This window comes from Halovulum dunhuangense, from assembly GCF_013093415.1.
GTDB classification, from domain to species: Bacteria; Pseudomonadota; Alphaproteobacteria; order Rhodobacterales; family Rhodobacteraceae; genus Halovulum; species Halovulum dunhuangense.
Genome location: NZ_JABFBC010000002.1, coordinates 827,966 through 853,924 on the forward strand (window position 1 = coordinate 827,966; position 25,959 = coordinate 853,924).

Consider the following 25,959-nt stretch of genomic DNA (forward strand, 5'->3'; position numbering starts at 1 on the left):
CGGGCGGGTTCGATCGGGGCCCTGGCCAGGCCCCGACCGGGGGAGATGGCTTACTGCCAGGAGGCGATCAGCTCGTCATAGCCGATGGTGATCGGCTCTTCGTCCTCGTTCTCGAGCTTGGGCTTCGGCGCGCCCGGCTCGTTCAGCCAGAACGCGGCGTCCTGCGGCTCGTTCATCTTCGGACCCAGATCGCCCTGCACGCCGGCACGCTCCAGACGCTCGAGCACCTGCTCCTGCTGCTCGCAGAGCGCGTCCAGCGCTTCCTGCGCGCTCTTGGCGCCCGAGGACGCATCACCGATGTTCTGCCACCACAGCTGCGCGAGGCGGGGATAGTCGGGGATGTTGGTCCCGGTCGGCGACCAGCGGACGCGGTCGGGCGAGCGGTAGAACTCGACCAGGCCGCCAAGACGCGGTGCACGCTCGGTGAAGGAGTCGTGATCGATCGTGGACTCGCGGATGAAGGTCAGGCCGACATGGCTCTTCTTCACGTCCACCGTCTTGGAGGTCACGAACTGCGCATAGAGCCAGGCGGCCTTGGCGCGATCGACCGGGGTCGATTCCATCAGCGTCCAGGAACCGGCGTCCTGGTAGCCGACCTTCATGCCCTCTTCCCAGTAGGCGCCGTGCGGCGACGGGGCAAGACGCCACTTCGGCGTGCCGTCCTCGTTCACGATCGGCAGGCCCTCTTCGACCAGCGACGGCACGAAGGTGGTGTACATGAACATCTGCTGGGCGATGTTGCCCTGCGCCGGAACCGGCCCGGCCTCGGAGAAGGTCATGCCTCCGGCGGCGGGCGGGGTGAAGTTGTTCAGCCAGTGAACGTACTTCTCGATCGCATAGACCGCGGCAGGCGAGTTGGTGGCACCGCCACGGTTCACGCAGGAGCCGACGGGCTGCGAGTTCTCGTTGACGCGGATGCCCCACTCGTCGACGGGCAGGCCGTTCGGCTCGCCCTTGTCACCCATGCCGGCCATCGACATCCACGCGTCGGTGAAGCGCCAGCCAAGCGAGGGGTCCTTCTTGCCGTAGTCCATGTTGCCATAGACGCCCTCGGACGGGCCGCCGATGTAGGACATGTCGCGGCCGGTGAAGAACTCGGCGATATCCTCGTAGGCAGACCAGTTGCGCGGCACGCCCAGGTCGTAGCCATAGGCCGCCTTGAAGTCCTCCATGGTCTTGGGGTCGGTGAACCAGTCATAGCGGAACCAGTAGAGGTTCGCGAACTGCTGGTCGGGAAGCTGGTAGAGCTTGCCATCGGGACCGGTGGTGAAGCTGATCCCGATGAAGTCGTCCAGGTCCAGCGTCGGGCTGGTGACGTCCGCGCCCTCGCCCGCCATCCAGTCGGTCAGGTTGCGGGCCTGCTGATAGCGCCAGTGGGTGCCGATCAGGTCGCTGTCGTTGACATAGGCGTCATAGACGTTCTCGCCGGTCTGCATCTGCGTCTGCAGCTTCTCGACCACGTCGCCCTCGCCGATCAGGTCGTGAGTGACCTGGATGCCGGTGATCGCGGTGAAGGCGGGCGCCAGCACCTGGGCTTCGTATTCGTGGGTGGTGATCGTCTCGGACACCACGTTGATCGACATGCCCTCGAAAGGCGCGGCAGCGTCGATGAACCACTGCATTTCGGCTTCCTGCTCCTCGCGGGTCAGCGAGGACAGATCACCGATCTCGGCGTCGAGGAACGCACGGGCGGCGTTCATGTCCGCAAAGGCCGGCCCAGCGAGCGCGATGAGCGCAAGGCCCAGCGCCGTGGACGATTTGTATGACAAGTTCATTTAATCCCTCCCAAAAAGGACTGCGGTTATGATTACGACCGCCCGCTTGTCACCCGCGCGGTCGCCTTGTGGTTGCCCCGTCAGACCCAGCGAAACACCGCTGCGGCGTAGACGAGACAGACGATCAGCGCACCCCAGAGGGGGGCGCCGAAGGTGGCGAGCCAGGCCAGGCAGATGAAGGCCGAGCCCAGAAGACTGATGAAGAGACGGTCGCCGCGCGTGGTCTCGATCCGCAGGATGCCGCGGCGCGGCGTCTCGGGGAACTTGATCGCGAGGATCGTCATGGTGAGCAGAAGGCAGGCGATCACGATGAAGAAGATCGCCGTGGGCCAGGTCCAGGCCATCCATGCCATGGGTCGTCTCCTTGCTTACACGCGGCCCAGGGCAAAGCCCTTGGCGATGTAGTTGCGCACAAAGTAGATCACCAGCGCGCCGGGAATGATGGTCAGCACGCCGGCCGCCGCCAGCACGCCCCAGTCCAGCCCCGAGGCCGATACCGTCCGCGTCATGGTCGCCGCGATCGACTTCGCATCGACCGAGGTCAGGGTGCGCGACAGCAGCAGTTCCACCCACGAGAACATGAAGCAGAAGAAGGCGGCCACCCCGATGCCCGAGGCGATCAGCGGCATGAATATCTTCACGAAGAAGCGCGGGAAGCTGTAGCCGTCGATATAGGCGGTCTCGTCGATTTCCTTGGGCACGCCGCGCATGAACCCCTCGAGGATCCAGACCGCCAGCGGCACGTTGAACAGGCAGTGCGCCAGCGCGACGGCGATGTGGGTGTCGTAAAGCCCGACCGAGGAATAAAGCTGGAAGAACGGCAGCGCGAACACGGCGGGCGGCGCCATGCGGTTGGTCAGCAGCCAGAAGAACAGGTGCTTGTCGCCCATGAAGCTGTAGCGCGAGAAGGCATAGGCCGCCGGCAGCGCCACCGCGATCGAGATGACCGTGTTCATCACCACATAGGTGAGCGAGTTGATGTAGCCCCAGTACCAGCTCGGATCGGTAAAGATCGTGATATAGTTCTGGAACGTCAGTTCCCGCGGCCACAGCGAGAAGGTGCCGAGGATCTCGCTGTTGGTCTTGAGGCTCATGTTCAGCAGCCAGTAGATCGGCAGCATCAGGAAGGCCAGGTACAGCACCATCACGACGGTGCTTGCCTTGATCCGCGGCAGGGCAAGGCCCGTGCTGCGCGAGGTTGCGGCCATGGTCGCGTCCGCCATCACGCGCCCTCCCTTTTGTCGAGGTTGGTCATCACGGTGTAGAACACCCAGGAAATCAGCAGGATCACGAGGAAGTACATGATCGAGAACGCCGCCGCCGGGCCCAGGTCGAACTGACCCGTGGCCATCTTGACCAGGTCGATCGACAGGAAGGTGGTGGCATTGCCCGGGCCGCCGCCGGTGACGACGAAGGGCTCGGTATAGATCATGAAGCTGTCCATGAAGCGCAGCAGGACGGCGATCAGCAACACGCCCTGCATCTTGGGCAACTCGATGTAGCGGAACACCTTCCAGCGGCTGGCCTGGTCGATCTTGGCCGCCTGGTAATAGGCCTGCGGGATCGACTGAAGCCCGGCATAGGCCAGCAGGGCCACCAGCGACGTCCAGTGCCAGACATCCATGACGATCACGGTGATCCAGGCGTCCAGCGCGTCCGAGGTGTAGTTGTAGTCGATCCCCAGCGCGTTCAGCGTGTAGCCCAGAAGGCCGATGTCCACACGGCCGAAGATCTGCCAGATGGTGCCGACCACGTTCCACGGGATCAGAAGCGGCAGCGCCATCAGCACCAGGCAGACCGACGCCCAGAAGCCGCGCTTCGGCATGCAGAGCGCCACGAGTATGCCCAGCGGCACCTCGATCGCGAGGATGATGGCAGAGAACATGACCTGCCGGCCAAGCGCGTCATGCAGGCGTTCCGAGGCAAGCGCCTGCTCGAACCATTCCAGACCCGCCCAGAAGAACTGGTTGTTCCCGAAAGTGTCCTGGACGGAGTAGTTGACCACCGTCATCAGCGGGACCACCGCCGAAAAGGCGACCAGCAGCAGCACCGGCAGGACCAGGAACCACGCTTTCTGGTTGACCGTCTTGTTCATCACGCAGCCCTCCCCATCGGATCCGCCTGAGCGCCTTCGGGGGCGACGCGCCAGTCGTCGGCATAGACGTTGATCGAACCGGGCGCGAAGCTGATCCGGTTCATGTCCGGCGACAGGCTTTCGCCCTCGCCGGCGATGATGTTGATTTCGGTGCCGAAGAAATCGGCGCGCACGATCTTGTGCCGCCCCACATCCTCGACCCGGCGCACGCGCACGGGCATCCCTGCCGGATCGGCTGTCAGCCGGACATATTCGGGCCGCACGCCGATCTGCACCCGCCCCGACAGCGGACGGTATCCGGCGCCCAGATCGATGGCGCAGCCCTCGACATGGGCGGTACGCCCGTCGACCCGCGCATCGAGCAGGTTCATCCCCGGCGAACCGATGAAATAGCCCACGAAGGTGTGCTCCGGCCGCTCGAACAGCTCCTGCGGGGTGCCCATCTGCACCACGCGCCCGTCATACATCACCACCACCTTGTCGGCGAAGGTCAGCGCCTCGGTCTGGTCGTGGGTCACATAGATCATCGTGTGGCCGAACTCGCGATGCAGCGACTTCAGCTGGGTGCGCAGCTCCCACTTCATGTGCGGGTCGATCACCGTCAGCGGCTCGTCGAAGAGGATCGCGTTCACGTCCTCGCGCACCATGCCACGGCCAAGGCTGATCTTCTGCTTGGCGTCGGCGGTCAGGCCGCGCGCCTTGCGGTCGAGCATCGCCTCCATGCCGATCATCTGGGCGATCTGCTGCACGCGGGACGCGACATAGGCCGGGTCGGACCCGCGGTTCTTCAGCGGAAAGGCCAGGTTCTCGCGCACGGTCATGGTGTCGTAGACGACCGGGAACTGGAACACCTGCGCGATGTTGCGCTCGGCCGTGGGCGCGGCTGTCACATCGTTGTCGTTGAACAGGATGCGCCCCTGAGACGGGTGCAGCAGGCCCGAGATGATGTTCAGCAGCGTGGACTTGCCACAACCGGACGAGCCCAGAAGCGCGTAGGCGCTGCCATCCTCCCAGTCGTGGTTCAATTCCTTCAGCGCGAAATCATCCTCGCCCTTGGGGTTCGGCAGGTAGGAATGCGCCAGGTTGTCGAGCGTGATCTTTGCCATGGTCCCCTCCCTCAGGCGGCCAGCGCGTAGGGTGCGGCCGCGACCAGCGCACCGTCCTCGCCGAACATGTAGACATGGGCCGGGTCCAGGTAGACCGGCAGATCCGCGCCCTGGGTCAGATCGCGGATGCCATGTACGAGGCCGACCCACCGGTCGCCGGCATGGTCGAGATGCACGAAAGTCTCGGAGCCGGTGATCTCGGTCACCGCAAGCCGGGTGTGGAAGACCAGCGCATCGGCGGCGTGGCGATCCAGTTCCAGGTGGTTGGGGCGGAACCCGGCGGTGTAGCGCCCGTCGGGCAGCTGGGCCAGCTGGCCCGCCGCCTCGCAGCTCTGGCCTTCGCCGAACATCAGCTTGCGCCCGGTCTTCGCCACCTGGAGGAAGTTCATCGGCGGGTCCGAGAATACCCGCGCCGTGGTGGCATCGGCGGGCTGGCGGTAGACGATGGGCGTCAGGCCGAACTGCGTGACGCGGCCCTCCCAAAGCGTCGCCGTGTTACCGCCGAGAAGCAGCGCCTCTTCCGGTTCGGTCGTGGCATAGACGAAGATGGCGCCGGATTCGGCAAAGATGCGCGGGATTTCCACGCGCAGCTCCTCGCGCAGCTTGTAGTCGAGGTTGGCCAGCGGCTCGTCGAGCAGCACAAGCCCCGCATCCTTGACCAGCGCGCGGGCCAGCGCGCAGCGCTGCTGCTGGCCGCCCGACAGTTCCAGCGGCTTTCGCGACAGCATCGGGGTCAGCTTCATCATGTCGGCGGTCTTCTTCACCGCCGTGTCGATCTCGGCAGCGGACTTGCCCATCAGCCGCAACGGCGAGGCGATGTTGTCGTAAACCGTCATCGCCGGGTAGTTGATGAACTGCTGGTAGACCATCGCCACCTTGCGGTCCTGCACGCGGACGCCGGTCACGTCGCGCCCCTCCCACAGGATCCGGCCGGTGTTCGGAACATCCAGCCCCGCCATCAGCCGCATGAGCGATGTCTTGCCCGACAGGGTCGGCCCGAGCAGCACGTTCATCGTGCCCTTGTCCAGTTTCAGGCTGGTCTCGTGGATATGCGTCTGGCCTTCCACGACCTTCGACACACCCGACAGTTCGAGCGTCATCCGCTTTCCTCCGACTTCTGTTATTCCGCCGCCTGGGCAGCAAAGCGGTCGCGCCGCTCTGCCATCCATGCGTCGAGTCGTTCTGTTTCCTCGGCCGTCAGGCGCAGCCCCAGCTTGGAGCGGCGCCAGACAACATCAGCCGCCGTGCGCGCGTATTCGCGGGTCATCAGCCACGCCACCTCGGCCGCGGTCAGCGTCGCGCCGAAGGATTGGCCCAGATCGGCGGCGGTCCGGGCATCGCCCAGGATCTGCCGCGCCTCGGTGCCGTAGGCGCGAACCAGCCGCAGGGCCCAGAAATGCGACAGAAACGGATAGTCGCGCTTCAGCCCCTCGGTCAGGCTGCCCACCTCGTTGACCGCGAAATCGCCCCCCGGCAGGGTGACGCCGGCGGTCCAGGGCCCCTTTGCCGCCGGGAAGAAAGGCGTCAGCTTTTCCAGCGCGGCCTCGGCCAGGCGGCGATATGTGGTGATCTTGCCGCCGAAGATGTTCAGCAGCGGCGCGCCGCTGCTGTCTTCAACCTTGAGCACATAGTCGCGGGTCGCGGCGGTCGCGGATTTCGCGCCGTCATTGTAGAGCGGCCGCACCCCGGAATAGGTCCAGACGATATCCTCGCGCGTCACCGGCTTCTCGAAATACTTCGAGGCGAAGGCGCACAGGTAATCCTTTTCATCGTCGGTGCAGACCGCCTCGGACGGGTTGCCCTCGTAGTCGCCGTCGGTGGTGCCGATCAGGGTGTAATCCGTCTCGTAGGGGATGGCGAAGATGATCCGCCCGTCCTCTCCCTGGAAGAAGTAGCACTTGTCGTGGTCGAACAGCTTGTGCGTCACGATATGGCTGCCGCGCACAAGTCGCACCCCTTCCGAGGAGTTGATGCGCACGGTGTTGTGGATCACGTCGCCCGCCCAGGGCCCGCCGGCATTCACCAGCGCGCGGGCGTGGAACACCTGGCTTTCGCCGCTGTCCGCATCTCGGGTGACGATCTTCCAGAGATCGCCCTCGCGCTCGGCGCTCTGGACGCGGGTGCGGGTCATGATCCGCGCGCCCCGCGCCTCGGCGTCACGCGCGTTCAGCACCACGAGGCGCGAGTCCTCGACCCAGCAGTCGGAATATTCGAACGCCTTCTCGAAACGCTTCTGCAGCGGCTTGCCGGCCGGATCCCGGCGCAGGTCAAGCGTCCGCGTCCCCGGAAGGATCTTTCGTCCGCCCAGGTTGTCGTACATGAACAGCCCCAGCCGGATCAGCCAGGCAGGGCGGCGGCCCTTCATCCAGGGCATCAGCAGCGTCAGCAGTTTCGAGGTCGGCGTCTCGCCCTCGAAGCGCATGTCCTTGTGGTAGGGCAGCACGAAGCGCATCGGCCAGCTGATATGCGGCATGGCGCGCAGCAGCGTCTCGCGCTCGATCAGCGCCTCGCGCACCAGGCGCACCTCGAAATACTCGAGATAGCGAAGCCCGCCATGAAACAGCTTGGTCGACGCGGACGAGGTCGCGGAGGCAAGGTCGTTCATCTCGGCCAGCGCCACGCTCAGGCCGCGCCCCGCGGCGTCACGCGCTATGCCGCATCCGTTGATGCCGCCACCGATGATGAAAAGGTCGTGGATCTTGCGATCCTGCACCTGCGCCATGGCAGATCCCCTCCCTTTTTCGCTTCGTTTTCGTCAATAGGCCCAAACGGCGGCGTTATGTCAACACTTCTTTTCGCAAATGTTCGTTTTTCAATTTCGTGACAACCCGCACCCGGCGGTGCCTCATGTCCGAAGGACCGCACTCCCGCGAGCCCTGCCACCAGGCGTCGCGCACCCGGGATCGGCGGAAAAAAGCTTTCCTTTCGTTTCGCCAATACCATAGAAATTGCGAACAGTTCCGAATTCCCATGCGTCCGGAGGCGCCGTTCCGTGGCACTCAGTTTCCGCCAGTCCGAGATCATCGAGATCGCCAAGGCCGAGGGAAAGGTCGTGGTCGAGGATCTCGCCCAGCGCTTCAACGTGACGCTTCAGACGATCCGCCGCGACCTGACCGAGCTTGCCGCGATGGGCAAGCTGGATCGGGTGCATGGCGGCGCGATGCTGGCCTCGGGCGTGACCAACATCGAATACGAATCGCGCCGCGGACTTCATTCGGACGCCAAGGAAAAGATCGCCCGCGCCTGCGCCGACCGCATCCCCGATGACAGTTCGCTGTTCCTGAACATCGGCACCACGACCGAGGCGGTGGCCCGCGCGCTTCTGGGCCATCGCAACCTGATGGTGGTCACGAACAACATCAACGTGGCGAACACCCTGATGGGTAACCCGGAATGCGAAGTCATCGTTGCGGGCGGGCAGTTGCGCCGATCCGATGGCGGCCTTGTCGGCGACGTGACCGCCGACATGGTGCGCCAGTTCAAGGTGGACTTCGCGGTGATCGGCGCCTCGGCGCTGGACGAGGATGGCGACCTGCTGGATTTCGACTACCGCGAGGTGCGGGTCAGCCAGGCCATCATCCGCCAGGCGCGGCGCACGATCCTGGTCGCCGACAGCTCGAAGTTCACCCGCAGCGCGCCGGTGCGCATCGGATCGCTGAACGAGATCGACAGTTTCATCACCGAGGCGGAGCCCCCGGAAAAGGTCCGCCAGCTGTGTCGCACCGGCGGAACCGAGATCGTGATCGCCTGATCAGTCCGCCGCGACCAGGTCGCTGATACCGGCCCAGATCAGCCTTGCGGCAAGGATCAGCAGCACCGCGTTCAGCATCCGCAGGAACCACTCGTTGGTGATCCGCGTGAGTGCGAAGCGCCCGGTCCAGGTGCCGAACAGCCCGGCCACGATCATCGCCACGACAAATGGCAGCCAGGGCCCGAAGGCGAAGCCGAGGATGCCGAAAACCACCACCTTCAGCAGGTGCTGCGCGGTCATCAGCGTGGCGTGGGTCGCCACATGGGCGTGCCGCTCAAGCTTGAAGGACTTGGTGAAGGCGGCCACGAACAGCCCGGTCGCCCCGAAGAACATCGTCAGGAAACTGGAGATCGCCCCCGTGAGCGCGCCCCAGCGGCGCATCAGCTCCGGCGCGCGGCCGAACACCGACCACACGATGAAGCAGCCCACCCCGATCTGCACGAAGGCCGGCGGAAAGGTCACGACCAGCATGCCCCCGAGCGCCGCGCCGATCACCGAGCCGACAAGAAAGGCCGGGGCGGCCGGCCAATGAACCTCGCGCAGCATCATCAGCATCCGCCCCATGTTGGAGCCGACCTGGATCACGCCATGGACCGGGATAAGCGCCGCCGGCGGCACGAGGCTGGCCATCACCGCCAGAAGCAGACCGCCGCCCCCGATCCCGAAGGCGACGGTGATGAACGACGCGACGAAGCTGGCGAACATCAGGCCCCAGAACAGGCCCACGCCCATGTCGGGCGGCAGCAGCGCCTCGATCATTCGCCCTTCCACGCCTCCGGGTTGGCCATGTGGATCGGCGCGCCCTCGGCATAGGCGTTGATCTGGTCGTAGATGTCGGCGAACTGCACGTCGAGTTCATCCTCGGTGACGTAGCCGATATGCGGCGTGGCGATCACCCGGGGATGGGTCAGCATCCGGTCGTTGGGGTTGTGCAGGGGCTCCACGTCGAACACGTCCACCGCCGCCGTACCCGGCCGCCCGGCATCCAGCGCGGCCAGCAGCGCGCCCTGCTCCACCAGCCCGGACCGCGACGTGTTGATAAAGGTCGCGTGCGGCTGCATGGCCATCAGGTCTGCAAGCGTGATCATGCCCTTCGTCTCGGGCTTCAGCCGGACATGGACGGTGACGAAATCCGACTGGGCAAAGAACGCCTCGCGGCTTTCGGCCACGGTCTCGCCCGCGGCCAGCGCCCGCTCGCGCCCGGCGTCCGAGGCCCACCACACCACCTTCATCCCGAAGGCGCGGCCGAATTCGGCGACCTGGTTTCCGATCCGTCCGAAGCCATAGACGCCCAGCGTCCGGCCATGCAGGCTCTTGCCCACGCCCGCCTGCCAGGTGCCCGCCCGGAGCGAGGCCATCTGCGTCGGCAACTGCCGGGCTGAGGCAAGGATCAGCGCCCATGTCAGTTCCGCCGCCGCGGTCGAGGGGGCATCGCCCGAATGCATGTTGGAACTCAGCACCACGCCATGATCGGTGCAGGCGGGCACGTCCACATGGGGATAGACGCTGCGCTGGCTGATCAGTTTCAGCTTCGGCAGCCGCTCCAGCAGGGCGCGGGTGATCGGCGTCCGCTCGCGGAACAGGACCAGCGCCTCGGCCTCGGCCAGACGCTCGGCCAGGACGTCCACGTCCTCGACATGGTCGTTCCAGACGGTCACGTCATGGCCCTGAAGCCGAGCAAAGCTGGGCAGCGTGCGCAGCGTGTCGAACCAGTCGTCGAGAATGTGAACCTTCATGTGTTGGCCCCTTCTTGGCTTGTCAGTGCGCCTTGGGCGGATGCGCCCGGCGGATCACCGGCGAGACGACGATGTCCGAGACATGGAAGTCCCAGATCGCCGCGCCGCCGCGTTTCGAGAATGCGTCGACCATGCCCGGCAGGTCGCCCAGGTCGCTGACCACCGCACCCTCCAGCCCGAAGCCGCGCGCGATGGCCCCGAAGTCGGGCCGCCCGAAAACCGCACCGGCGTCGGTCAGCCCCTCGGAGCGCAGCTTGTGGATCTCGGACCCGTAGGCGCCGTCGTTCATCACGCAGATCAGGATGTTCATGCCGTGGCGGCGGATCGTCTCCAGCTCCTGGATGTGCATCATCAGGCTGCCGTCGCCGTCGAACAGCACCACGGTGTTGTCCGGGCGCGCCCTTGCCACGCCCATCGCGTAGGAAATCCCGTTCCCGATCGCGCCGAACTCGCGGATCGTGTGGAAATGCTCGACCGGGCGCTTCGGCATGTGCGCGAAGAAGTACGAGCAGTGGCCCGAGGAGTTCACCATCTCCCAGCCCAAAGGCAGGGCCGCGTCGAGCGCCGTCACCACGTCGCGCGGGTCGTGCAGACCGGGCTGGCGCTGGAACGGCGTGCTGTCGGCGGGCGCGGTGGCGATACGTTCGGCCAACCCGGCGCTGCGCCACGCGGGGGCATCGGCCCCCCTTGCGCCCAGCGCCGCCAGCAGCGCCTCGGCCCCCAGCCGCGCATCGGCGCGGACATGGGCATGGGCGGCGATCCGGCCCTGGCTGACGGCAACCGGCGCCATGTCGATCTGCAACACCTGCGCATCGGGAAACAGCTTGCCCCCGTCCGCATTGTGATGGGTCAGGCTGGCGCCGACCGCGATCACAAGATCCGCCTCGGCGAAGCATTCGCGGGCCGTCTCGGTCGAAAAGCCGCCAGCGATGCCGATGCAATGGGGATCGTCATGGAACAGCCCGCGCGCAGGCAACGTGGTGGACAGAAGCCCGCCCAGCCGCTCGGCAATCGCCCGGCAGGCAGGCCCCGCGCCTGCGCGCACCGCGCCGAGCCCCGCCATGACGACGACCTTTCGCGCACCCAGCGCAAGTTCCGCCGCACGCGCCACATCGTCCGGGTTCGCCGGCACCGGCCCCAGCTTCGGCATGATCTTGTGCGAGGGCGCGGGCAGCCTTGCCGCCTCGGGCCAGGGCTTGTCCTGCAGGTCGAACGGCACGCCCAGCACCACGGGGCGCTGTTCGGTCCGCGCCTGGAGGAAGGCATCGCGGATCTGCAGCGGCAGCCGCTCCAGGTGGTGGCAGGCGTGATAGGCCGCCCCCGTCGCGGTCACGAAGGGCGCCTGGTCGATCGCCTGGTTGTACCAGTTCGATTTCAGCGGGCTTTCCCCGGCAAAGATCACCAGCGGCACGCGCGCGCGCACCGCGGCGGGCAACGCCGTGGTGATCTGCGTCAGACCGGGCCCGCAGGTCACGGTCGCAACGCCCACCTCGCCATTGGCGCGGGCATGAGCGGTCGCCGCCGCGACCGCGCAATGCTCGTGCCGGACATGGACGAAATCCGTTCCCATGCCGGCCAGCGCCGTGGCCCAGTTCATGTTGGCGTCGCCCAGCAGGGCATAGCATGTAGCCACACCCTCCTGCCGGAACGCGGCAGCCAGGGTCTCATAGGTCTTGGGGGCGGTCATGCCGTCCTGCACTCCTTCTGGCAAAGCGCCTCAGCCCGGATGGCGCGAGGTCGGCACGAATACCGACCTCTCGAGAACCGCCAGCGCCGTCTCGAGACGACGGCGCAGGTCCAGCAGGTGATTGAACTGCGCGTCGCAGCCCGAGATCGGCCGCGGGTAGTCCACGATCTCGCGCAGAACCTGCTGACGGGCGTCCTCAACCGCGTCGCGGGCCGGGCAGAGATAGTCATCCAGTCGTTTCATCGATGCGACTCCCTATCGTATACCACGGCATACAATAGCTTGGATCCACACCGATCAAAAGCCCTTCCAGACGCTGGGCGGAACCATCAGCTCGCCCCGTGCGATCAGCCGCGCGGTACGGATCAGCCCGGCCGAGCGCAGCTGGAACCCGTTCTCGTCGTCCACGCTGTAATCGACGGTCACCAGGATCTCGCCGGCCGGATGCTCGATCCGCATCAGCGCGGGCGAACCGTCCACCTGGCCGACCAGCCCATCCGCCACGGTTCCCGGCGTCAGCGCGCAGGACGCAAGGCACTGCGATCCGGTCACGGCCATGGTGGGATGGCAGGTCCAGGGCATGAAATAGCGCGCGCTGATCGTGCCGCCGTGGCGCGCGGGCGACAGAAGCCCGATCTTGGGCGTCACCGACTTGGTGACGTCGCCCAGTCCCATCCGGCGCCCGGCCTCGATCCGGATCGGCTCCACCCGCTCGAAGAAGGCGCGGTTGGCGTCCAGTTCGGCCGCCGTCTCGTAACCGGTCAGCCCGAAGGCATCGGCACGGGCGATCATCATCGGCATGGCGACATCCATGCAGGTGACCTCGATCCCGTCGATGACGTCGCGCAGGTTGCCGGTGGGCAGCAGCGACCCGCAGGACGAGCCCACCACGTCGAGGAAGTTCAGCCCCACCGGCGCCGAGGCGCCCGGCACGCCGTCGATCGAGGCGTCGCCCTCGTATTCCACCTTGCCACCGGGCGTCTGCACGATCGCCTCGACCCGGGCGCCGGTGTTGACCGCCTTGATCCGGACGCGGGTCACGTCACCGGTCGCAGGCATCAGCCCCATCTCGATGGCGGCCGGCCCGACCCCGGTCAGCATGTTGCCGCAGGTCGGACGATAATCGACCATCCGCTCGGTCACACCGACCTGTGCGAAGAAATAGTCGATGTCGCATTCCGGATCCTCGGACTTCGACAGCATCGCGACCTTGGTGGTCACGTCGATGCCGCCGCCGATGCCGTCGATGTTGCGCGAATGGCCGGCCCCCACGACCGTCATCAGCACCTCGGACAGGGTGTCCCGATCCTCGGGCAGATCCTTGCGGTTGAAGTAGGGGCCGCGAGAGCTGCCGCCGCGATAGAACAGGTAGGGGATTGCAGTCTGGGTCATTTTTCTTTCTTGCCGTCAGATGAAGGGCCACGGAAGCCGTACGAATTCCTGCAGCAGGCCCGAGGGGAACTCCCGGCCGAGCATCCCGCCCATGAACAGGATCATCCCCAGGCCGCCCGCCGTGAACATCAGCGTGCGCGCCCAGCTGAGAGCCGCGCGGGTCCGGAAGAAGGTTAGGAAGAAGACCGCCAGCGCGATGATGAAGCCGAACAGCGCCGACAGCACCAGAAGCAGCAGGAACCACGACAGGGTCGGCCACAGCCCGTGCTCGGCGGCCGCATCGTCGCCGCCCTTTTCCAGGTCGACGAACACCGGATGGGTTTCCGGGCTGCGCATCATCTGCACCAGCAGTCCAAGGCAGCACAGCAGGGTGATGGTGCCCACCGTCAGCGGGAAGATCTTGTCGCCCATCCGGCCGATCGAATAGGCGTCGGCCCAGGCCACGACCAGGTAGGCGGTGAGCGCCAGCAGGAACACCATCGGGGCACGCTTGCCGCCTGTATGCGGCGCGGCATTCTCCTGGATGAACTTCGCCGCCCGCACGCCCACGATCACGGAAATGATGGTGAGCAGCAGGATCCCCACCGCAAGCGGGGTGGCGATATAGGACATGCCGATCTCGAAGCTGCGGTTAAACCGGGATCCGGCGATCTGGTACAGCTGGTTGGCATAGGATTCCGCCTGTGCCGACAACACGAAACCGATCAGGAAGGCCGGCCGCGAATAGTCGAAGCGGCGCAGCAGGATGCCCAGCAGACCCACCAGCACCAGCATCGCCAGGTCGCCCAGGCGCTGGCTGGACTGGAACGCCGCGAAGGCGATCAGCATGAACAGCAGCGGCGCCAGCAGCGTGAAGCGGATCGTCGTGATCTTGGCGATCTGGCCAGCAAGCATGATGCACAGGCCTGCGCCCAGCACGTTCGCGATCGCAAGCGACCAGATGATCGTGTAGGTGATGTCAAGATTGTTGCGCACCATATGCGGGCCCGGGTCGTAGCCCAGCAGGGCGATCCCGCCCAGAAAGATCGCCATCGATCCGGAGCCGGGGATCCCGAAGATCAGGGTCGGGATCAGCGCGCCGCCTTCCTTGGCGTTCGCGGCCGAGTCGGGCGCGATCACGCCGCGAATGTCGCCCTGCCCGAACTTGGACCGGTCCTTGGCGGTCTGCACCGCGTAGCCATATGCGATCCAGTCCACGACAGAGCCGCCCAGCCCCGGGATGACGCCGACGATCACGCCGACCACGGCCGTCTGCATCGACAGCCACTTGTTGCGCCACCAGTCCTTAAGGCCGTCGGCCCAGCCCTTGCCCAGTTCTCCGCTCTTGGAGATGGGGCGATCATGGCGCAGCAGCGAGACGATCTCGGGGATGGCATAGATGCCGAGGCCGATGATGACCAGCTGCACCCCGTCCACAAGGTAGGGGATGTCATAGGTCGTCATCCGAAGCGAGCCGCCCGCGCCGGCCGCGCCGATGGTGCCCACCATCAGGCCGAGCCCCGCCGCGATCAGCCCCTTCAGCGGCACGCGGCCGGCAAGGATGGCGACCATCGACAGGCCGAGCACGGTCAGCATCAGCATCTCGGGCACGCCGAAGGCCAGGATGATCGGTCGGGCGAAGAAGATGAACACCGTCAGTACGCAGGCGCCCAGCAGGCCGCCCAGCAGCGACGACACCAGCGAAGCCGCCAGCGCCCGTGCCGCCTCGCCCTTCTTGGCAAGGGGGAAGCCGTCCAGCACCGTCGCCTGCGACGCGGACGAGCCGGGGATACCCAGCAGCACCGAAGAGAAACTGTCGGATGTGGGGATGACCGCGATCAGGCCGATCATCATCGCAAGGCCGGACACCGGGTCCATGCCATAGATGAAGGGCAGCACCAGCGACAGGCCGGCGATCCCGCCAAGCCCCGGCAGGATGCCGACCGAAAGGCCGAGCAGCACGCCGGTCATGAGGAACAGAAGCTGTTCGGGCTGGAAAAGAAGAGAAAATGCCTGCCCAAGCGCCGGCAGCGCGGTCGCGATCATATCCATGGATCATTCCCCACGTCGCGAGAAGAGAAACCCGCCGGCACGGGGGCCGGCGGGATTTGGCGATCGGTCGATCAGTTGAAGCTGATCTGGAACCGCTCGTTCAGCCAGTCGAGCACGTACTGCTTGGCCTCGGGCGAAATCGTCGTCGCCTGCTCATGCGCGCGCCGGGCCGCATCGCCGGTCAGCTGGGGATAGACGCCCAGTTCGGCAGCCGCCAGCTCGGCGAAATCGGGCCGCGCGATGATGTCGTTGAAGGCCTTGTTGTACATGTCCACGATTTCCTGCGGGGCGTTGCCCGGCAGGTAGACCAGCTTCTGCGCCGGGAAGCCCGCGACGAAGAATGCCTTGAACGCGTCCCATTCCACACCCTCGGTCGAGCAGGCCTCGGTCGCCTCGCAGACTTCCTTGAAGCTGGGCATGTCCGGGAAAGTCGGGTCACGGACGATGTTGCCTTCGGCATCCAGCGATCCCCAGCTGAAGATCGGGAAGGCCAGGCCGGAATCGACCATCGGCTGCACCGAGCGGATATAGGCCGACGAGGTCTGGTAGTCGATGTTGGCTTCGCCACGCTCGAACATCAGGCGGCCGTCGCCACGACCCTCGACGCCGAACACGGGATCGACCGTCAGGCCCAGCAGGTCATAGGCGAGGATCGGCACCAGGTCGAGCGAGGTGGCGCCCTGCGAGCCGTAGAGGAAGAACTCCTCGGTCAGCTGGTTCGCGGTACCGTCCCACTTGTCCTCCAGGCTGGACGGCAGGTAGGACACGCCGCCGGTGCCCGACGCCAGAACCGGGATCCAGTCCTGGTACTCGTAGCGCACAAGCGGATCGCCCAGCAGATAGGGGAACTGGGTAGAGCCGGAGGTGCCGAAGATCAGCGTGCCGTCATTGGTGGTCTGCTCCTGGAACCAGTTGGCGCCGGTGGTCGAACCACCGCCCGGACGATACCGGACCACGACGGTCGGATTGCCCGGAAGCGCCTCGCTCAGCAGCGGCGCGTAGAAGTTCGCCCAGCGCGCCGAGCCGCCGGATTCCGAGAACGGGATCACGAACTCGACCGTCTTGCCGGCCAGGTCCTGCGCCGCGGCCTGCTGGCCCGCGCCGACCATGGCGGCGATGCCGGCCGCGGCCGCAAGCGCCGTCTTGTTGAATTGTGTCATGTGTATTCCTCCCATCGTTTGTGCTGGCCGGACTGTCTACCACGACTCCCGCGTCCGCACTACTCGCAACCTCTGGCCGGACCCCCGTGGAGGGCCGGCAAAACGCGAGATCAGATCGTGCTGGAATAACAGGCCCTGCTCCAATTGGAAAAGTGTCAGAGATATTGAAATTCTCCAATCGCCGAATTCCGGTTTCCCATTGGCAGCGAGCAGATCCAACCTCCTTGACCCCACTGCATCCATCCGTATACAATCGGATGCAATCGGACAAGCCCCTCGTCAGCGGAGCAGGACGTGACAACCAAACCCGAAAAGCGGCCCTACAGCCCGCAGGGACAGGAAGCCTATCGCCACCTGCTCGAGGAAATCCGCGCCGGGCGACTCGGCCCCAAGATGCGGCTGACCGAAACCGAGCTTGCAAGGCGCCTGAACACCAGCCGCACCCCCGTGCGCGAGGCGATCCGCCAGCTGGAGGCGGACGGGCTGGTCGAACACGTCCCCCGCGTGGGGGCCGCGATCCGGCAGCTCGACTATTCCGAGGTGATGGAGCTCTACGAGATGCGCGTCGTGCTGGAAGGCACGGCAGCCCGGCTTGCGGCACGCGCGGCGTCCGACGTGGAACTGGCGGAACTCGAGTCGCTCAACACCGAGATGGCGCGGGCCCGCTCGGACGCCGAGGCCATGTACCGGCTGAACCGGCAGTTCCACCTGACGCTGCTCGACGCCGCGAAGAACCGCTTCCTGACCCGCTCGGTCAACACGTTGCAGAAATCCATGCTGATCCTCGGCCCCTCCACGCTGGAGGAAACAGAGCGCCAGGCCGAAGCCCTGGTCGAGCATGACCGCATCATGGCGGCGCTGCGGGCCCGCGACGGGGCCGCGGCCGAGGCGGCGATGCGCCATCACATGGAGGCTGCCCACCGCACGCGCCTGCGGATGCTGCGCGACCGCGAGCGGCCGGCCGACAAGATCTGATCCAGCACAGCAAGAGAACCCGGGGAACGGACGGCATGACGGATATCTCGAAACTTTCTGGCACAAGCTGGGACGTGGTGGTGGTCGGCGGCGGCAACGCCGCCCTCTGCGCGGCCATCGAGGCGGCCGAGGCGGGCGCGCGCGTGGTCATCCTCGAAGGGGCGCCGGAACCCTATCGCGGCGGAAACTCGCGCCACACGCGCAACTTCCGCTGCATGCATCGCGGGCCCCTTTCGGTGCTGACCGACGCCTACGAAGAAGATGAGTATTACGACGACCTGTTGCGCGTGACCAAGGGCGAGACGGACGAGAACCTGGCCCGCATGACGATCCGCACTTCCGAGGAATGCCTGCCCTGGATGGAGGCGCATGGCGTGCGCTTCCAGCCGTCGCTGTCGGGCACGCTGTCGCTGTCGCGCACCAACGCCTTCTTCCTGGGCGGGGGCAAGGCGCTGGTGAATGCCTATTACAACACCGCCGAGGATCTGGGCGTGACCGTGGCCTACGAGGCGCAGGTGAAGCACGTCACCATCAACGAAGGCCGGTTCGAGGGGCTCGACGCGGAAATCGCCGGCCAGCCCTGCCGGATCGAGGGCAAGGCGGTCGTCCTGGCCTCGGGCGGGTTCCAGGCCGATATCGACTGGCTGGCCCGCGCCTGGGGTCCGGCGGCGAAGAACTTCCTGATCCGCGGCACACCCTACAACCGCGGGGTGGTGCTGAAGGACATGCTGGACCAGGGTGCCGAAAGCGTCGGCGATCCGACCCAGTGCCACGCGGTGGCCATCGACGGCCGCTCGCCGAAATATGACGGCGGCATCGTCACCCGGCTGGATTGCGTGCCCTTCTCCATCGTCGTGAACCGCGACGGCGAACGCTTCTACGACGAGGGCGAGGATGTCTGGCCCAAGCGCTACGCGATCTGGGGCCGGCTGGTCGCGGCACAGCCCGACCAGGTCGCCTATGTCATCATCGATTCGAAAAGCATCGACCTGTTCATGCCCTCGGTCTATCCGCCCGAGCAGGCCGACACGATCGAGGGACTGGGCCAGCGGCTGGGCATTTCCGGCAACAAGCTGCGCGAGACGGTGGACGCCTTCAACGCCGCCTGCCGCCCCGGCATGTTCCACCCGACCGAACTGGACGGCATGGCCACCGAGGGGATCGAGCCGGCCAAGACCAACTGGGCGCGCCCGATCGACACCGCCCCCTATTACGGATACTCGCTGCGCCCCGGCGTGACCTTTACCTATCTGGGGCTGAAGGTGGACGAGACGGCGCGCGTCACGGGCCCGCAGGGGCGCTACGAGAATGTCTGGGCCGCGGGCGAGATCATGGCCGGAAGCATCCTGGGCCAGGGCTACCTGGCCGGCTTCGGCATGACCATCGGCACCGTGTTCGGCCGCATCGCAGGAAAGGAAGCCGCTGCAAATGTCGCTTGATCTGATCAACGAGGCCCGCCGCCAGATCGAGATCTGCAACGCCTGCCGCTATTGCGAGGGCTACTGCTCGGTCTTTCCGGCGATCAACCGCCAACGCGCCTTTGCGGATGGCGACGTCACCCAGCTGGCCAACCTGTGCCACAACTGCCGCGGCTGCTATTACGCCTGCCAGTTCACCGAACCGCATGAATTCGCGCTGAACCTGCCCAAGGCGCTGGCCGAGGTGCGCGCCGAAAGCTGGGAACGCTTCGCCCGCCCCGCGCCCTTTGCGGCGCTGTTCCAGCGCGCGGGCGTCGCCATCGGTGCGGTCCTTGTCGCGGGCATCGCCGTCCTGTTCCTCGCCCTTCAGGCCCTGCGCCCCGAAAACGGCGAGGGGTTCTACGCCTATCTCTCGCATGCGGCGATGGTGTCGATCTTCGCGCCCGCCTTCATCGCGCCCCTGGCGATCGTGGCGCTCGGCCTGCGCGACTACTGGCGCGAGGTGGGCGGCACCGCGATCCGCCTTCCCCATCTGCGTGCCGCACTCGGCGACGTGGCAAGGCTGAAGAACCTGTCCGGCGGGCAGGGCCAGGGCTGCAACTTCGAGAAGGGCGACCGCTTTTCCAACGCACGCCGCCATGCGCACCAGGCCACGCTCTGGGGCTTTCTGCTGTGCTTCGCGTCCACCAGTTCGGGGACCATCCTGCACTACGGCTTCGGTATGGAGGCGCCCTACGGCTTCTTCTCGCTGCCGAAGCTGCTGGGCGTGCCGGGCGGCATCCTGCTGACGCTGGGCTGCATCGGGCTTGCGGTGCTCAAGACCAAGGCGGACCGTGACCTCGGCGCGCCGAAGCTCTGGGGCGGCGAGATGGCCTTCGTGATGCTGCTGGGCCTGACCGGCTTTACCGGGCTGCTGCTTTACGCAGCGACCGGAACCGGCGCCGTTCCGGCGCTGCTTGCCATCCACCTGGGCACGGTGCTCGCCCTGTTCCTGCTGATCCCCTATTCCAAGATGGTCCACGGGTTCTACCGGCTGGCCGCGCTGATCCGCGACGCGCAGATCCGGGGTGCAGCATGAGCGCCCCCGTTTCGCTTCTGATGCTGGACGGGGACGGGATCGGCCCCGAGATCGTCGCCGCGACCCGCACGGTGCTCGAGGCAGCCGACAGCCGCTTCGGCCTGAACCTTGCCTTCGCCGGGGCGGTGGTCGGCTTCGACGCGCTGAAGGCCAGCGGCTCGACCATCCCCGACGCGGTGATCGCCGCGGCACTCGATGCCGATGGCATCGTGCTGGGGCCGGTGTCGCACAACGCCTATCCGCCGGTGGCCGAGGGCGGGCTGAACCCGTCGGGCACGCTGCGCAAGCGGCTGGACCTGTTCGCCAACATCCGCCCCGCCGCGACCCGGCCCGGGGTGACACCGCCCTGCGGCAAACCCTTCGACCTGGTGGTGGTGCGCGAGAACACCGAAGGCTTCTACGCCGACCGCAACATGGCCTCCGGTCCCGGAGAGATCATGCCCGAGCCGGACATCGCGCTGGCCCTGCGCAAGATCACCCGCCGCGCCTGCCGCCGGATCGCCGAAAGCGCCTTCCGGCTGGCCGCGACCCGGCCCGCGCGGCATGTCACCGCCGTGCACAAGGCGAATGTGCTGCGCCTGTCCGATGGCCTGTTCCTCGAGGAATGCCGCGCGGTCGCAAAGGACTACCCCGACATCGCCTATGACGAGGTGCTGGTCGATGCGATGGCAGCACTTCTGGTTCGCGACGCCGGCCGCTACGACGTGGTGGTCACGACCAACATGTATGGCGACATCCTGTCGGATCTTGCAGCGGAACTGTCCGGCAGCCTGGGCCTTGCGGCGTCGCTGAACGCGGGCGAGCATCACGGCATGGCCCAGGCGCAGCACGGGTCCGCCCCGGACATCGCGGGCAAGGACATCGCCAACCCCGCCTCGCTGATCGGCTCGGCCGCCATGCTGCTCGACTGGCTGGGCGAGCGGAAGGGCAACATCGCGCTCAGGCAGGCCGCGGCCGCGATCGAGTCGGCGCTGGAACAGGTATTGGCCGATCCAGCCGCGCGCACGCCCGACCTTGGCGGCAGCGCCGGCACGCAGCAGATGGCCCGGGCGGTGGCCGCGCGGCTCTAGCGCGCGGCGGCCGTCACCTCGCGCAGGATTTCCAGGAACCGCGCCTGCGGCATGCCCGGCAGCCAGTCCTCGCGGTGGGTGATGCCGATGGGCCGTGCGCTGTCGGGCAGCGGATGGTCGATCTGCACCAAAAGCCCCAGCCCGATGTCGCGGCTTACCTGGAGCCGCGACAGCATCGCCATCCGGTCCGATCCGAACAGCAGCCCCCGCATCACCGTATGCGACCCCGTCTCGACGGGGGCCGGCACGTCGGCCGGAATCGACAGCCCGGACAGCACCTTGTCGAAATATCGCCGCGACGGCGCGCCCGCGCGCGGTGCAACCCACGGGTGCCGGGCGAGCGCCCCGCCATCGACCCCCGCCACGCCGTCCAGTGGGTGCCCGGGCCGGGCCACCACCACCAGCGGGTCCGAAAACAGCGCCTCCTGCACCAGCCCCTCCGGCAGGTCGCGCGTGCGCAGGGCCCCCAGCAGGATGTCCAGGTCGCCACGCCTGAGCCCGCGGGTCAGCGAGTCGTAATAGCCGTCCACGACGCGCGGCTCGATCCGCGGATAATCGTGCGAGAAACGGTTCAGCGCCTCGGGCACGATATGGGTCTGCGCCATCGGCAGGCAGCCGATCGCCAGCCGCCCCTCGGGTGCGCCCTGCCAGCCGCGCACGTCATGCACCGCCTGCCGGAATTCCCCCATGGCAAGCTTTGCGAAGCGCATGAACTCGTTGGCCTGCTTCGTGGGCTGCAATCCGCTCGAGGTGTTCTCGAACAGCTCCACCCCGGCCTGGTGCTCGATCTCGCGGCAGGCGCGGCTGATGGTGGACGCCTCGCGCCCCAGCCGCATGGCCGCGGGCCGGAAACCGCCATGTTCGACCGCGGCGACAAGGCTGCGCAACTGGCCCACCGACAGCATCCGGTAAAGATGCGGGCGCCCGACGACCTGGCCGCCGCGGCGCAGGAACTCGACGCCGCGCCGCGCGCGCAGGATGAACAGCTGCCCCGCCTCGGTCGGGATCATCCCGCCGCCGCCGCGCCGGAACAGGGATGTGCCCAGATCCTCCTCGATACGGGCGACGCCCTGGGTCAGCGCCGGCTGCGAGAGGTTGATTTCCCGCGCCGCGGCCGAAAGCGTGCCCTGATCGGCGACCGCGACCACGCCGAGAATATGCCGCAGGTTGGGGACCGGATCTTCGGACAGGATGGTTCACTCCGCACAAGGTTGCGCGAATTGAATATCACCCCGGGGTTCCGACCGCCATGCCGAAGGCGGCCCACCCATCAGCCGAGCCGGGCCTTCAGCACCTCTGCGACATCGCCCGACAGCGTACCGGTGCCAAGCGCACCGACACCGACCGCCCCCATCCGCTCCTGCACGGCGGCGATCTCGCGCGCAAGCCCGCCGGTCAGGCCCAGCGCGTCCAGCGTGGCGGCGCTTTCGCGCATCTCCGCCGCGCGGCGCACGCCGTGGCGCAGGGTCCGCTCGAAATGATAGTCTGCGATCTGCGGCCAGCCGAGCCCCGGATAGCTTTTCGACAGCGAGGCGAGCACCTCCTCGAAACAGCCCGAGGCCTGCGCCGCCAGAAGCGCCTCGACAGTGATCGCCTCCAGCCCCTTCACGAAGAGCGAGCGCACCATCTTGATCGCGGTCGCAGCACCCGGCGCGTCGCCCGCGATGTCGAAGGAAAAGCCCAGCCGTTCCAGTTCCAGCGCCAGCGCCGCGGCGGTCGGCCCCGCGACCAGCACGGGGGTGGCATGGCCGCGGGGATGCACCGGTGCCATCACGGCCATGTCGACATAGGCCGCCCCCGCCCCCTCGACCGCCGCAGCACTTTCGCGCTTGCGACCGGGAGAGACGGAATTGATGTCGATGAACACCTGCCCGCGCCCCAGATGCGCCGCGGCAGAGGTGGCGGCCGCAAGGCTCTGGTCCGCCGTCACCGCGCTGACGATCCAGTCCGCCCCGGCAATCGCCTCTGCCGGGCTGGCCCCCCGCGCGACGCCGCGCGCGGCCATCGCCTCGGCCATGTCGGCCGTGTCCTTCAGGTCGTAGGCCGCAAAGGACAGGCCCCCATCCACCTTGACCAGCGTGTCGTGGAAGGCGCGCGCCGCCTCTCCGAACCCGATGAACGCGATCCGCATGTCAGTCCCTCCCGAAGATCATGCCGTCGAACAGCTTGCGGGCCGTGCGCAGGATGGCGGCCTGCGCCACCTGCCCGTCCCTGAGGTCGGCGATCACCGTCATCTCGCCCGTCGGGTGCTCGACCGAAAGCGCCACCCTGTCGCCCTCGGGCAGCACCGCGACCGACCGCGCCGGCCCCTCCGGCAGCAGGCAGGCGGTCGTCACGCTGACCGCGCCCAGCACGCCGATGGTGGAATGGCAGCGATGGGGGATGAAGGTCCGCGTCGAAACCGCGCCGCCCGCCCGCGGGGCAGAGACCATCGTCATCTTGGGAACCGAGGCCTGCGCCACGTCGCCCAGCTTCATCATCGGCCCCGCCTTCAGCCGGATCGACTCGAGCCGGGCACGCAGCGGCGCGTTGGCCTCAAGCTCTGCGGGCGTCTCCGTCCCGGTGACGCCCATGTCGGCCGCGCGCAGCACCACGCAGGGCATGCCGTTGTCGATCAGGGTGCACGCGACCCCGTCGATCATGTCCACCGCGTTGCCCGTGGGCAGCAGCGCGCCGCAGCTTGACCCGGCGGTATCCTGAAAGGCGATCTCGACCGGGGCGGCGGTGCCCGGCACGCCGTCGATCCGGGCACCCCCGGCATAACGCACGCGCCCGCCCGGTGTCTGGATGCGGGCGATGGCCAATTGGCCCGAGTTCTCCATGAAGATGCGCACGTCCGTGGTGCCGTCCCGCGCCGCGACCAGCCCCCGCTCGATCGCGAAGGGGCCGACGCCTGCAAGGATGTTGCCGCAGTTCTGCGCGTCGGTCACCACCGCCCGATCCACGAAGACCTGGAGGAAAAGGTAGTCGACATCGACGCCGGGGCGCTGGGACTTGCGCACCACCGCCACCTTCGAGGTGAGCGGATCCGCCCCGCCCATCCCGTCGATCTGCCGCGGATCGGGCGAACCCATGACCTGCAACAGGAAACCATCCCGGTCCGCCGGCAGATCGGCGGCCAGGAAATACCCGCCCTTGGAGGTGCCGCCCCGCATCCACATGCAGGGCACGCCCTCACTCATAGCGCAGGCCCTTGGCGGCCAGCCGCTCGCGCTGGCCATAAAGGTCGATGCCAAGGATGCCATCGGCCAGCTTGGCGCGCTTTTCCTCTTCCTTCGCGACCCGGTCGCGCGCTTTCACCAGCACGTCGGCCGCTTCCTCGCGGCGCACGACGCAGACGCCGTCGTCATCGGCCAGGATCACGTCGCCCGGATTGACCAGCGCACCGGCGCAGACGATGGGAATGTTCACCGAGCCCAGCGTCTCTTTCACGGTGCCCTGCGCGAAGATCGCCTTCGACCAGACCGGGAAGCCCATCTTCGTCAGGTCGCGCACGTCGCGCACGCCAGCCTCGATCACGAGCCCGCGGCAGCCCCGCGCCTGCGCCGAGGTGGCCAGCAGGTCGCCGAAATACCCGTCCTCGCAGGGCGAAGTGGGCGCCAGCACCATGATGTCGCCGGGGCGGACCTGTTCGATGGCGACATGGATCATCCAGTTGTCGCCCGCCGGCGCCGAGATCGTGACCGCGGATCCGCCGACCGACGCCCCCGCATAGATCGGCCGCATGTAGGAGGCCAGAAGCCCCTTGCGTCCCTGCGCCTCGTGCACGGTGGCGACGCCACACTCGGCCAGCCCCGCGATCACCGCCTCATCCGCGCGCTCGATATTCTGAACGACAACGCCCATCCGCATTCTCCCCCTCTGGTCAGAGTTCGTCGACAGTGCGCGGGAAGACCGACTGGAACCCCTCGGCATAGCGGCAGTCGCGCCCCCCGGCCTGGCCGCCCGAGTTGCGGCGGAAATGGTTGCCGCGGTTCTGCGCAACATTGGTGTAGTAGTCCCACAGGTGCTGCTGACCCTCCATGCATTCGATGGCGGCGCGCTTGCGGTCCCAGACCGGGGTGATGTCGAGAAAGACATCCGGCTTCCAGCCCATCTGCTCGGTCTGGTGCGGCTCGAACAGGTAGAGCTGCGGCGCGCCCAGCACCTTTTCCCCGGGGTTGTGGCCCCAGGCCTGCGCGATCATTCGGCACTCCAGCGCCACTTCCGTCGCGTACATGTGGTCGGTGTTGTAGGGATCGTATTTGGAATGGGACATCATGAAGCGCGGCTGCACGGCGCGGATCACGTCCACCAGCCGGTACTTCGCCTCGCGGTCCAGCACCAGCGGGTAGTCGCCCAGGTCGAAGAAGCGGATATCGTGCACGCGCAGCGCGGATGCCGCCGCCTCGGCTTCCTTGCGGCGCGCGGTCTTTACCTTGTCGAGGGTCATGCCCTCCTGCTTCCAGAGCTTCGCGCTTTCCCCGCGCTCGCCATAGGACAGGCAGACGACGGTCACGTCATAGCCCTTGCTCGCATGCAGCGCGATGGCGCCGCCGCAGCGCCAGACGAAATCGGCGGAATGGGCGCTGACGATCAGCGCGGTCTTGTCGCTCATGGGGCATCTCCCGGATCAGACCAACCCGCCATGACGGGCAGGTGGCGGACCCTTCCGCCAGTTGCCGGAAGGATAGACCCCGGGTCGC

The 25,959-nt window shown here is 67.0% G+C and carries 24 protein-coding genes; 5 read left to right on the top strand and 19 right to left on the bottom strand.

From position 1 onward, the window contains the following. Positions 1–50 precede the first annotated feature (50 nt). From HMH01_RS14735 to glpD, 7 genes are all read right to left on the bottom strand, one after another. Positions 51–1,775, bottom strand: a complete 1,725-nt coding sequence (locus HMH01_RS14735) for an ABC transporter substrate-binding protein (RefSeq protein WP_171326515.1) — start codon at positions 1,773–1,775, stop codon at positions 51–53. An 80-nt stretch (positions 1,776–1,855) separates the two neighbouring features. Then, a complete protein-coding gene (locus HMH01_RS14740; RefSeq protein WP_171326516.1) occupies positions 1,856–2,128 on the bottom strand; it encodes a DUF2160 domain-containing protein in 273 nt (90 codons plus the stop codon). Between the two features lie 15 nt (positions 2,129–2,143). Continuing rightward, the gene (locus HMH01_RS14745) at positions 2,144–2,998 is read right to left on the bottom strand and encodes a carbohydrate ABC transporter permease (RefSeq protein ID WP_171326517.1); all 855 of its coding nucleotides are present in this window, start codon (positions 2,996–2,998) and stop codon (positions 2,144–2,146) included. After that, positions 2,998–3,870, bottom strand: coding sequence for a carbohydrate ABC transporter permease (locus HMH01_RS14750; protein WP_171326518.1), 873 nt, complete (start codon positions 3,868–3,870; stop codon positions 2,998–3,000). The genes HMH01_RS14745 and HMH01_RS14750 overlap by 1 nt, the downstream gene beginning before the upstream one ends. Beyond that, positions 3,870–4,976 carry an ABC transporter ATP-binding protein gene (locus HMH01_RS14755; RefSeq protein ID WP_171326519.1) on the bottom strand — a complete coding sequence of 369 codons (1,107 nt, stop codon included), beginning with the start codon at positions 4,974–4,976 and terminating at the stop codon, positions 3,870–3,872. The genes HMH01_RS14750 and HMH01_RS14755 overlap by 1 nt, the downstream gene beginning before the upstream one ends. Positions 4,977–4,987: 11 nt before the next feature. Beyond that, on the bottom strand, positions 4,988–6,076 hold the full coding sequence (locus HMH01_RS14760; RefSeq protein ID WP_171326520.1) for an ABC transporter ATP-binding protein: 1,089 nt from the start codon (positions 6,074–6,076) through the stop codon (positions 4,988–4,990). Between the two features lie 20 nt (positions 6,077–6,096). Next, positions 6,097–7,698, bottom strand: a complete 1,602-nt coding sequence (gene glpD, locus HMH01_RS14765; RefSeq protein ID WP_171326521.1) for a glycerol-3-phosphate dehydrogenase — start codon at positions 7,696–7,698, stop codon at positions 6,097–6,099. A gap of 270 nt (positions 7,699–7,968) precedes the next feature. On the opposite strand from glpD, the gene HMH01_RS14770 reads away from it, so the two are divergent. Then, positions 7,969–8,727, top strand: coding sequence for a DeoR family transcriptional regulator (locus HMH01_RS14770; protein WP_171326522.1), 759 nt, complete (start codon positions 7,969–7,971; stop codon positions 8,725–8,727). On the opposite strand, the gene HMH01_RS14775 is transcribed toward HMH01_RS14770, so the two are convergent. The 7 genes from HMH01_RS14775 to HMH01_RS14805 form a co-directional block, all read right to left on the bottom strand. Next, the gene (locus tag HMH01_RS14775) at positions 8,728–9,486 is read right to left on the bottom strand and encodes a sulfite exporter TauE/SafE family protein (protein ID WP_171326523.1); all 759 of its coding nucleotides are present in this window, start codon (positions 9,484–9,486) and stop codon (positions 8,728–8,730) included. It lies immediately after the preceding gene. Beyond that, positions 9,483–10,463: a D-2-hydroxyacid dehydrogenase family protein gene (locus tag HMH01_RS14780; RefSeq protein WP_171326524.1), complete on the bottom strand. Its 981-nt coding sequence runs from the start codon at positions 10,461–10,463 to the stop codon at positions 9,483–9,485. The genes HMH01_RS14775 and HMH01_RS14780 overlap by 4 nt, the downstream gene beginning before the upstream one ends. A 22-nt stretch (positions 10,464–10,485) precedes the next feature. After that, a complete protein-coding gene (locus HMH01_RS14785; RefSeq protein WP_171326525.1) occupies positions 10,486–12,150 on the bottom strand; it encodes a thiamine pyrophosphate-binding protein in 1,665 nt (554 codons plus the stop codon). 30 nt (positions 12,151–12,180) lie between these two features. Continuing rightward, on the bottom strand, positions 12,181–12,393 hold the full coding sequence (locus HMH01_RS14790; protein WP_171326526.1) for a hypothetical protein: 213 nt from the start codon (positions 12,391–12,393) through the stop codon (positions 12,181–12,183). Between the two features lie 54 nt (positions 12,394–12,447). Next, positions 12,448–13,542 carry a 4-oxalomesaconate tautomerase gene (locus HMH01_RS14795; protein WP_171326527.1) on the bottom strand — a complete coding sequence of 365 codons (1,095 nt, stop codon included), beginning with the start codon at positions 13,540–13,542 and terminating at the stop codon, positions 12,448–12,450. A gap of 15 nt (positions 13,543–13,557) precedes the next feature. Further along, positions 13,558–15,573, bottom strand: coding sequence for a tripartite tricarboxylate transporter permease (locus HMH01_RS14800; RefSeq protein ID WP_171326528.1), 2,016 nt, complete (start codon positions 15,571–15,573; stop codon positions 13,558–13,560). Positions 15,574–15,644: 71 nt separating this feature from the next. Continuing rightward, positions 15,645–16,733, bottom strand: coding sequence for a tricarboxylate transporter (locus tag HMH01_RS14805; protein ID WP_171326529.1), 1,089 nt, complete (start codon positions 16,731–16,733; stop codon positions 15,645–15,647). Positions 16,734–17,027: 294 nt separating this feature from the next. Between HMH01_RS14805 and HMH01_RS18025 the strand changes: the two genes are divergently transcribed. The 4 genes from HMH01_RS18025 to HMH01_RS14825 are packed head-to-tail and all read left to right on the top strand — an operon-like array spanning position 17,028 to position 21,274. Beyond that, complete coding sequence (locus HMH01_RS18025) at positions 17,028–17,708, top strand: FCD domain-containing protein (protein ID WP_171326530.1); 681 nt, start codon at positions 17,028–17,030, stop codon at positions 17,706–17,708. 35 nt (positions 17,709–17,743) lie between these two features. Further along, positions 17,744–19,147, top strand: a complete 1,404-nt coding sequence (tcuA, locus tag HMH01_RS14815; RefSeq protein ID WP_171326531.1) for an FAD-dependent tricarballylate dehydrogenase TcuA — start codon at positions 17,744–17,746, stop codon at positions 19,145–19,147. Beyond that, complete coding sequence (gene tcuB / locus HMH01_RS14820; RefSeq protein ID WP_171326532.1) at positions 19,137–20,204, top strand: tricarballylate utilization 4Fe-4S protein TcuB; 1,068 nt, start codon at positions 19,137–19,139, stop codon at positions 20,202–20,204. Before tcuA ends, tcuB begins: the two co-directional genes overlap by 11 nt. Next, positions 20,201–21,274: an isocitrate/isopropylmalate dehydrogenase family protein gene (locus HMH01_RS14825; protein WP_171326533.1), complete on the top strand. Its 1,074-nt coding sequence runs from the start codon at positions 20,201–20,203 to the stop codon at positions 21,272–21,274. The genes tcuB and HMH01_RS14825 overlap by 4 nt, the downstream gene beginning before the upstream one ends. Here HMH01_RS14825 and HMH01_RS14830 read toward each other — a convergent pair. From HMH01_RS14830 to HMH01_RS14850, 5 genes are all read right to left on the bottom strand, one after another. Beyond that, positions 21,271–22,467 carry a LysR family transcriptional regulator gene (locus tag HMH01_RS14830; RefSeq protein ID WP_343035340.1) on the bottom strand — a complete coding sequence of 399 codons (1,197 nt, stop codon included), beginning with the start codon at positions 22,465–22,467 and terminating at the stop codon, positions 21,271–21,273. The genes HMH01_RS14825 and HMH01_RS14830 overlap by 4 nt on opposite strands. 77 nt (positions 22,468–22,544) lie before the next feature. Further along, positions 22,545–23,405: an NAD(P)-dependent oxidoreductase gene (locus HMH01_RS14835; protein WP_171326535.1), complete on the bottom strand. Its 861-nt coding sequence runs from the start codon at positions 23,403–23,405 to the stop codon at positions 22,545–22,547. A 1-nt stretch (position 23,406) separates the two neighbouring features. Then, on the bottom strand, positions 23,407–24,456 hold the full coding sequence (locus tag HMH01_RS14840) for a 4-oxalomesaconate tautomerase (RefSeq protein ID WP_171326536.1): 1,050 nt from the start codon (positions 24,454–24,456) through the stop codon (positions 23,407–23,409). After that, the gene (locus tag HMH01_RS14845) at positions 24,449–25,120 is read right to left on the bottom strand and encodes a 4-carboxy-4-hydroxy-2-oxoadipate aldolase/oxaloacetate decarboxylase (protein WP_171326537.1); all 672 of its coding nucleotides are present in this window, start codon (positions 25,118–25,120) and stop codon (positions 24,449–24,451) included. Before HMH01_RS14845 ends, HMH01_RS14840 begins: the two co-directional genes overlap by 8 nt. Before the next feature lie 19 nt (positions 25,121–25,139). Beyond that, complete coding sequence (locus HMH01_RS14850; RefSeq protein ID WP_171326538.1) at positions 25,140–25,871, bottom strand: PIG-L deacetylase family protein; 732 nt, start codon at positions 25,869–25,871, stop codon at positions 25,140–25,142. Positions 25,872–25,959 lie beyond the last annotated feature (88 nt).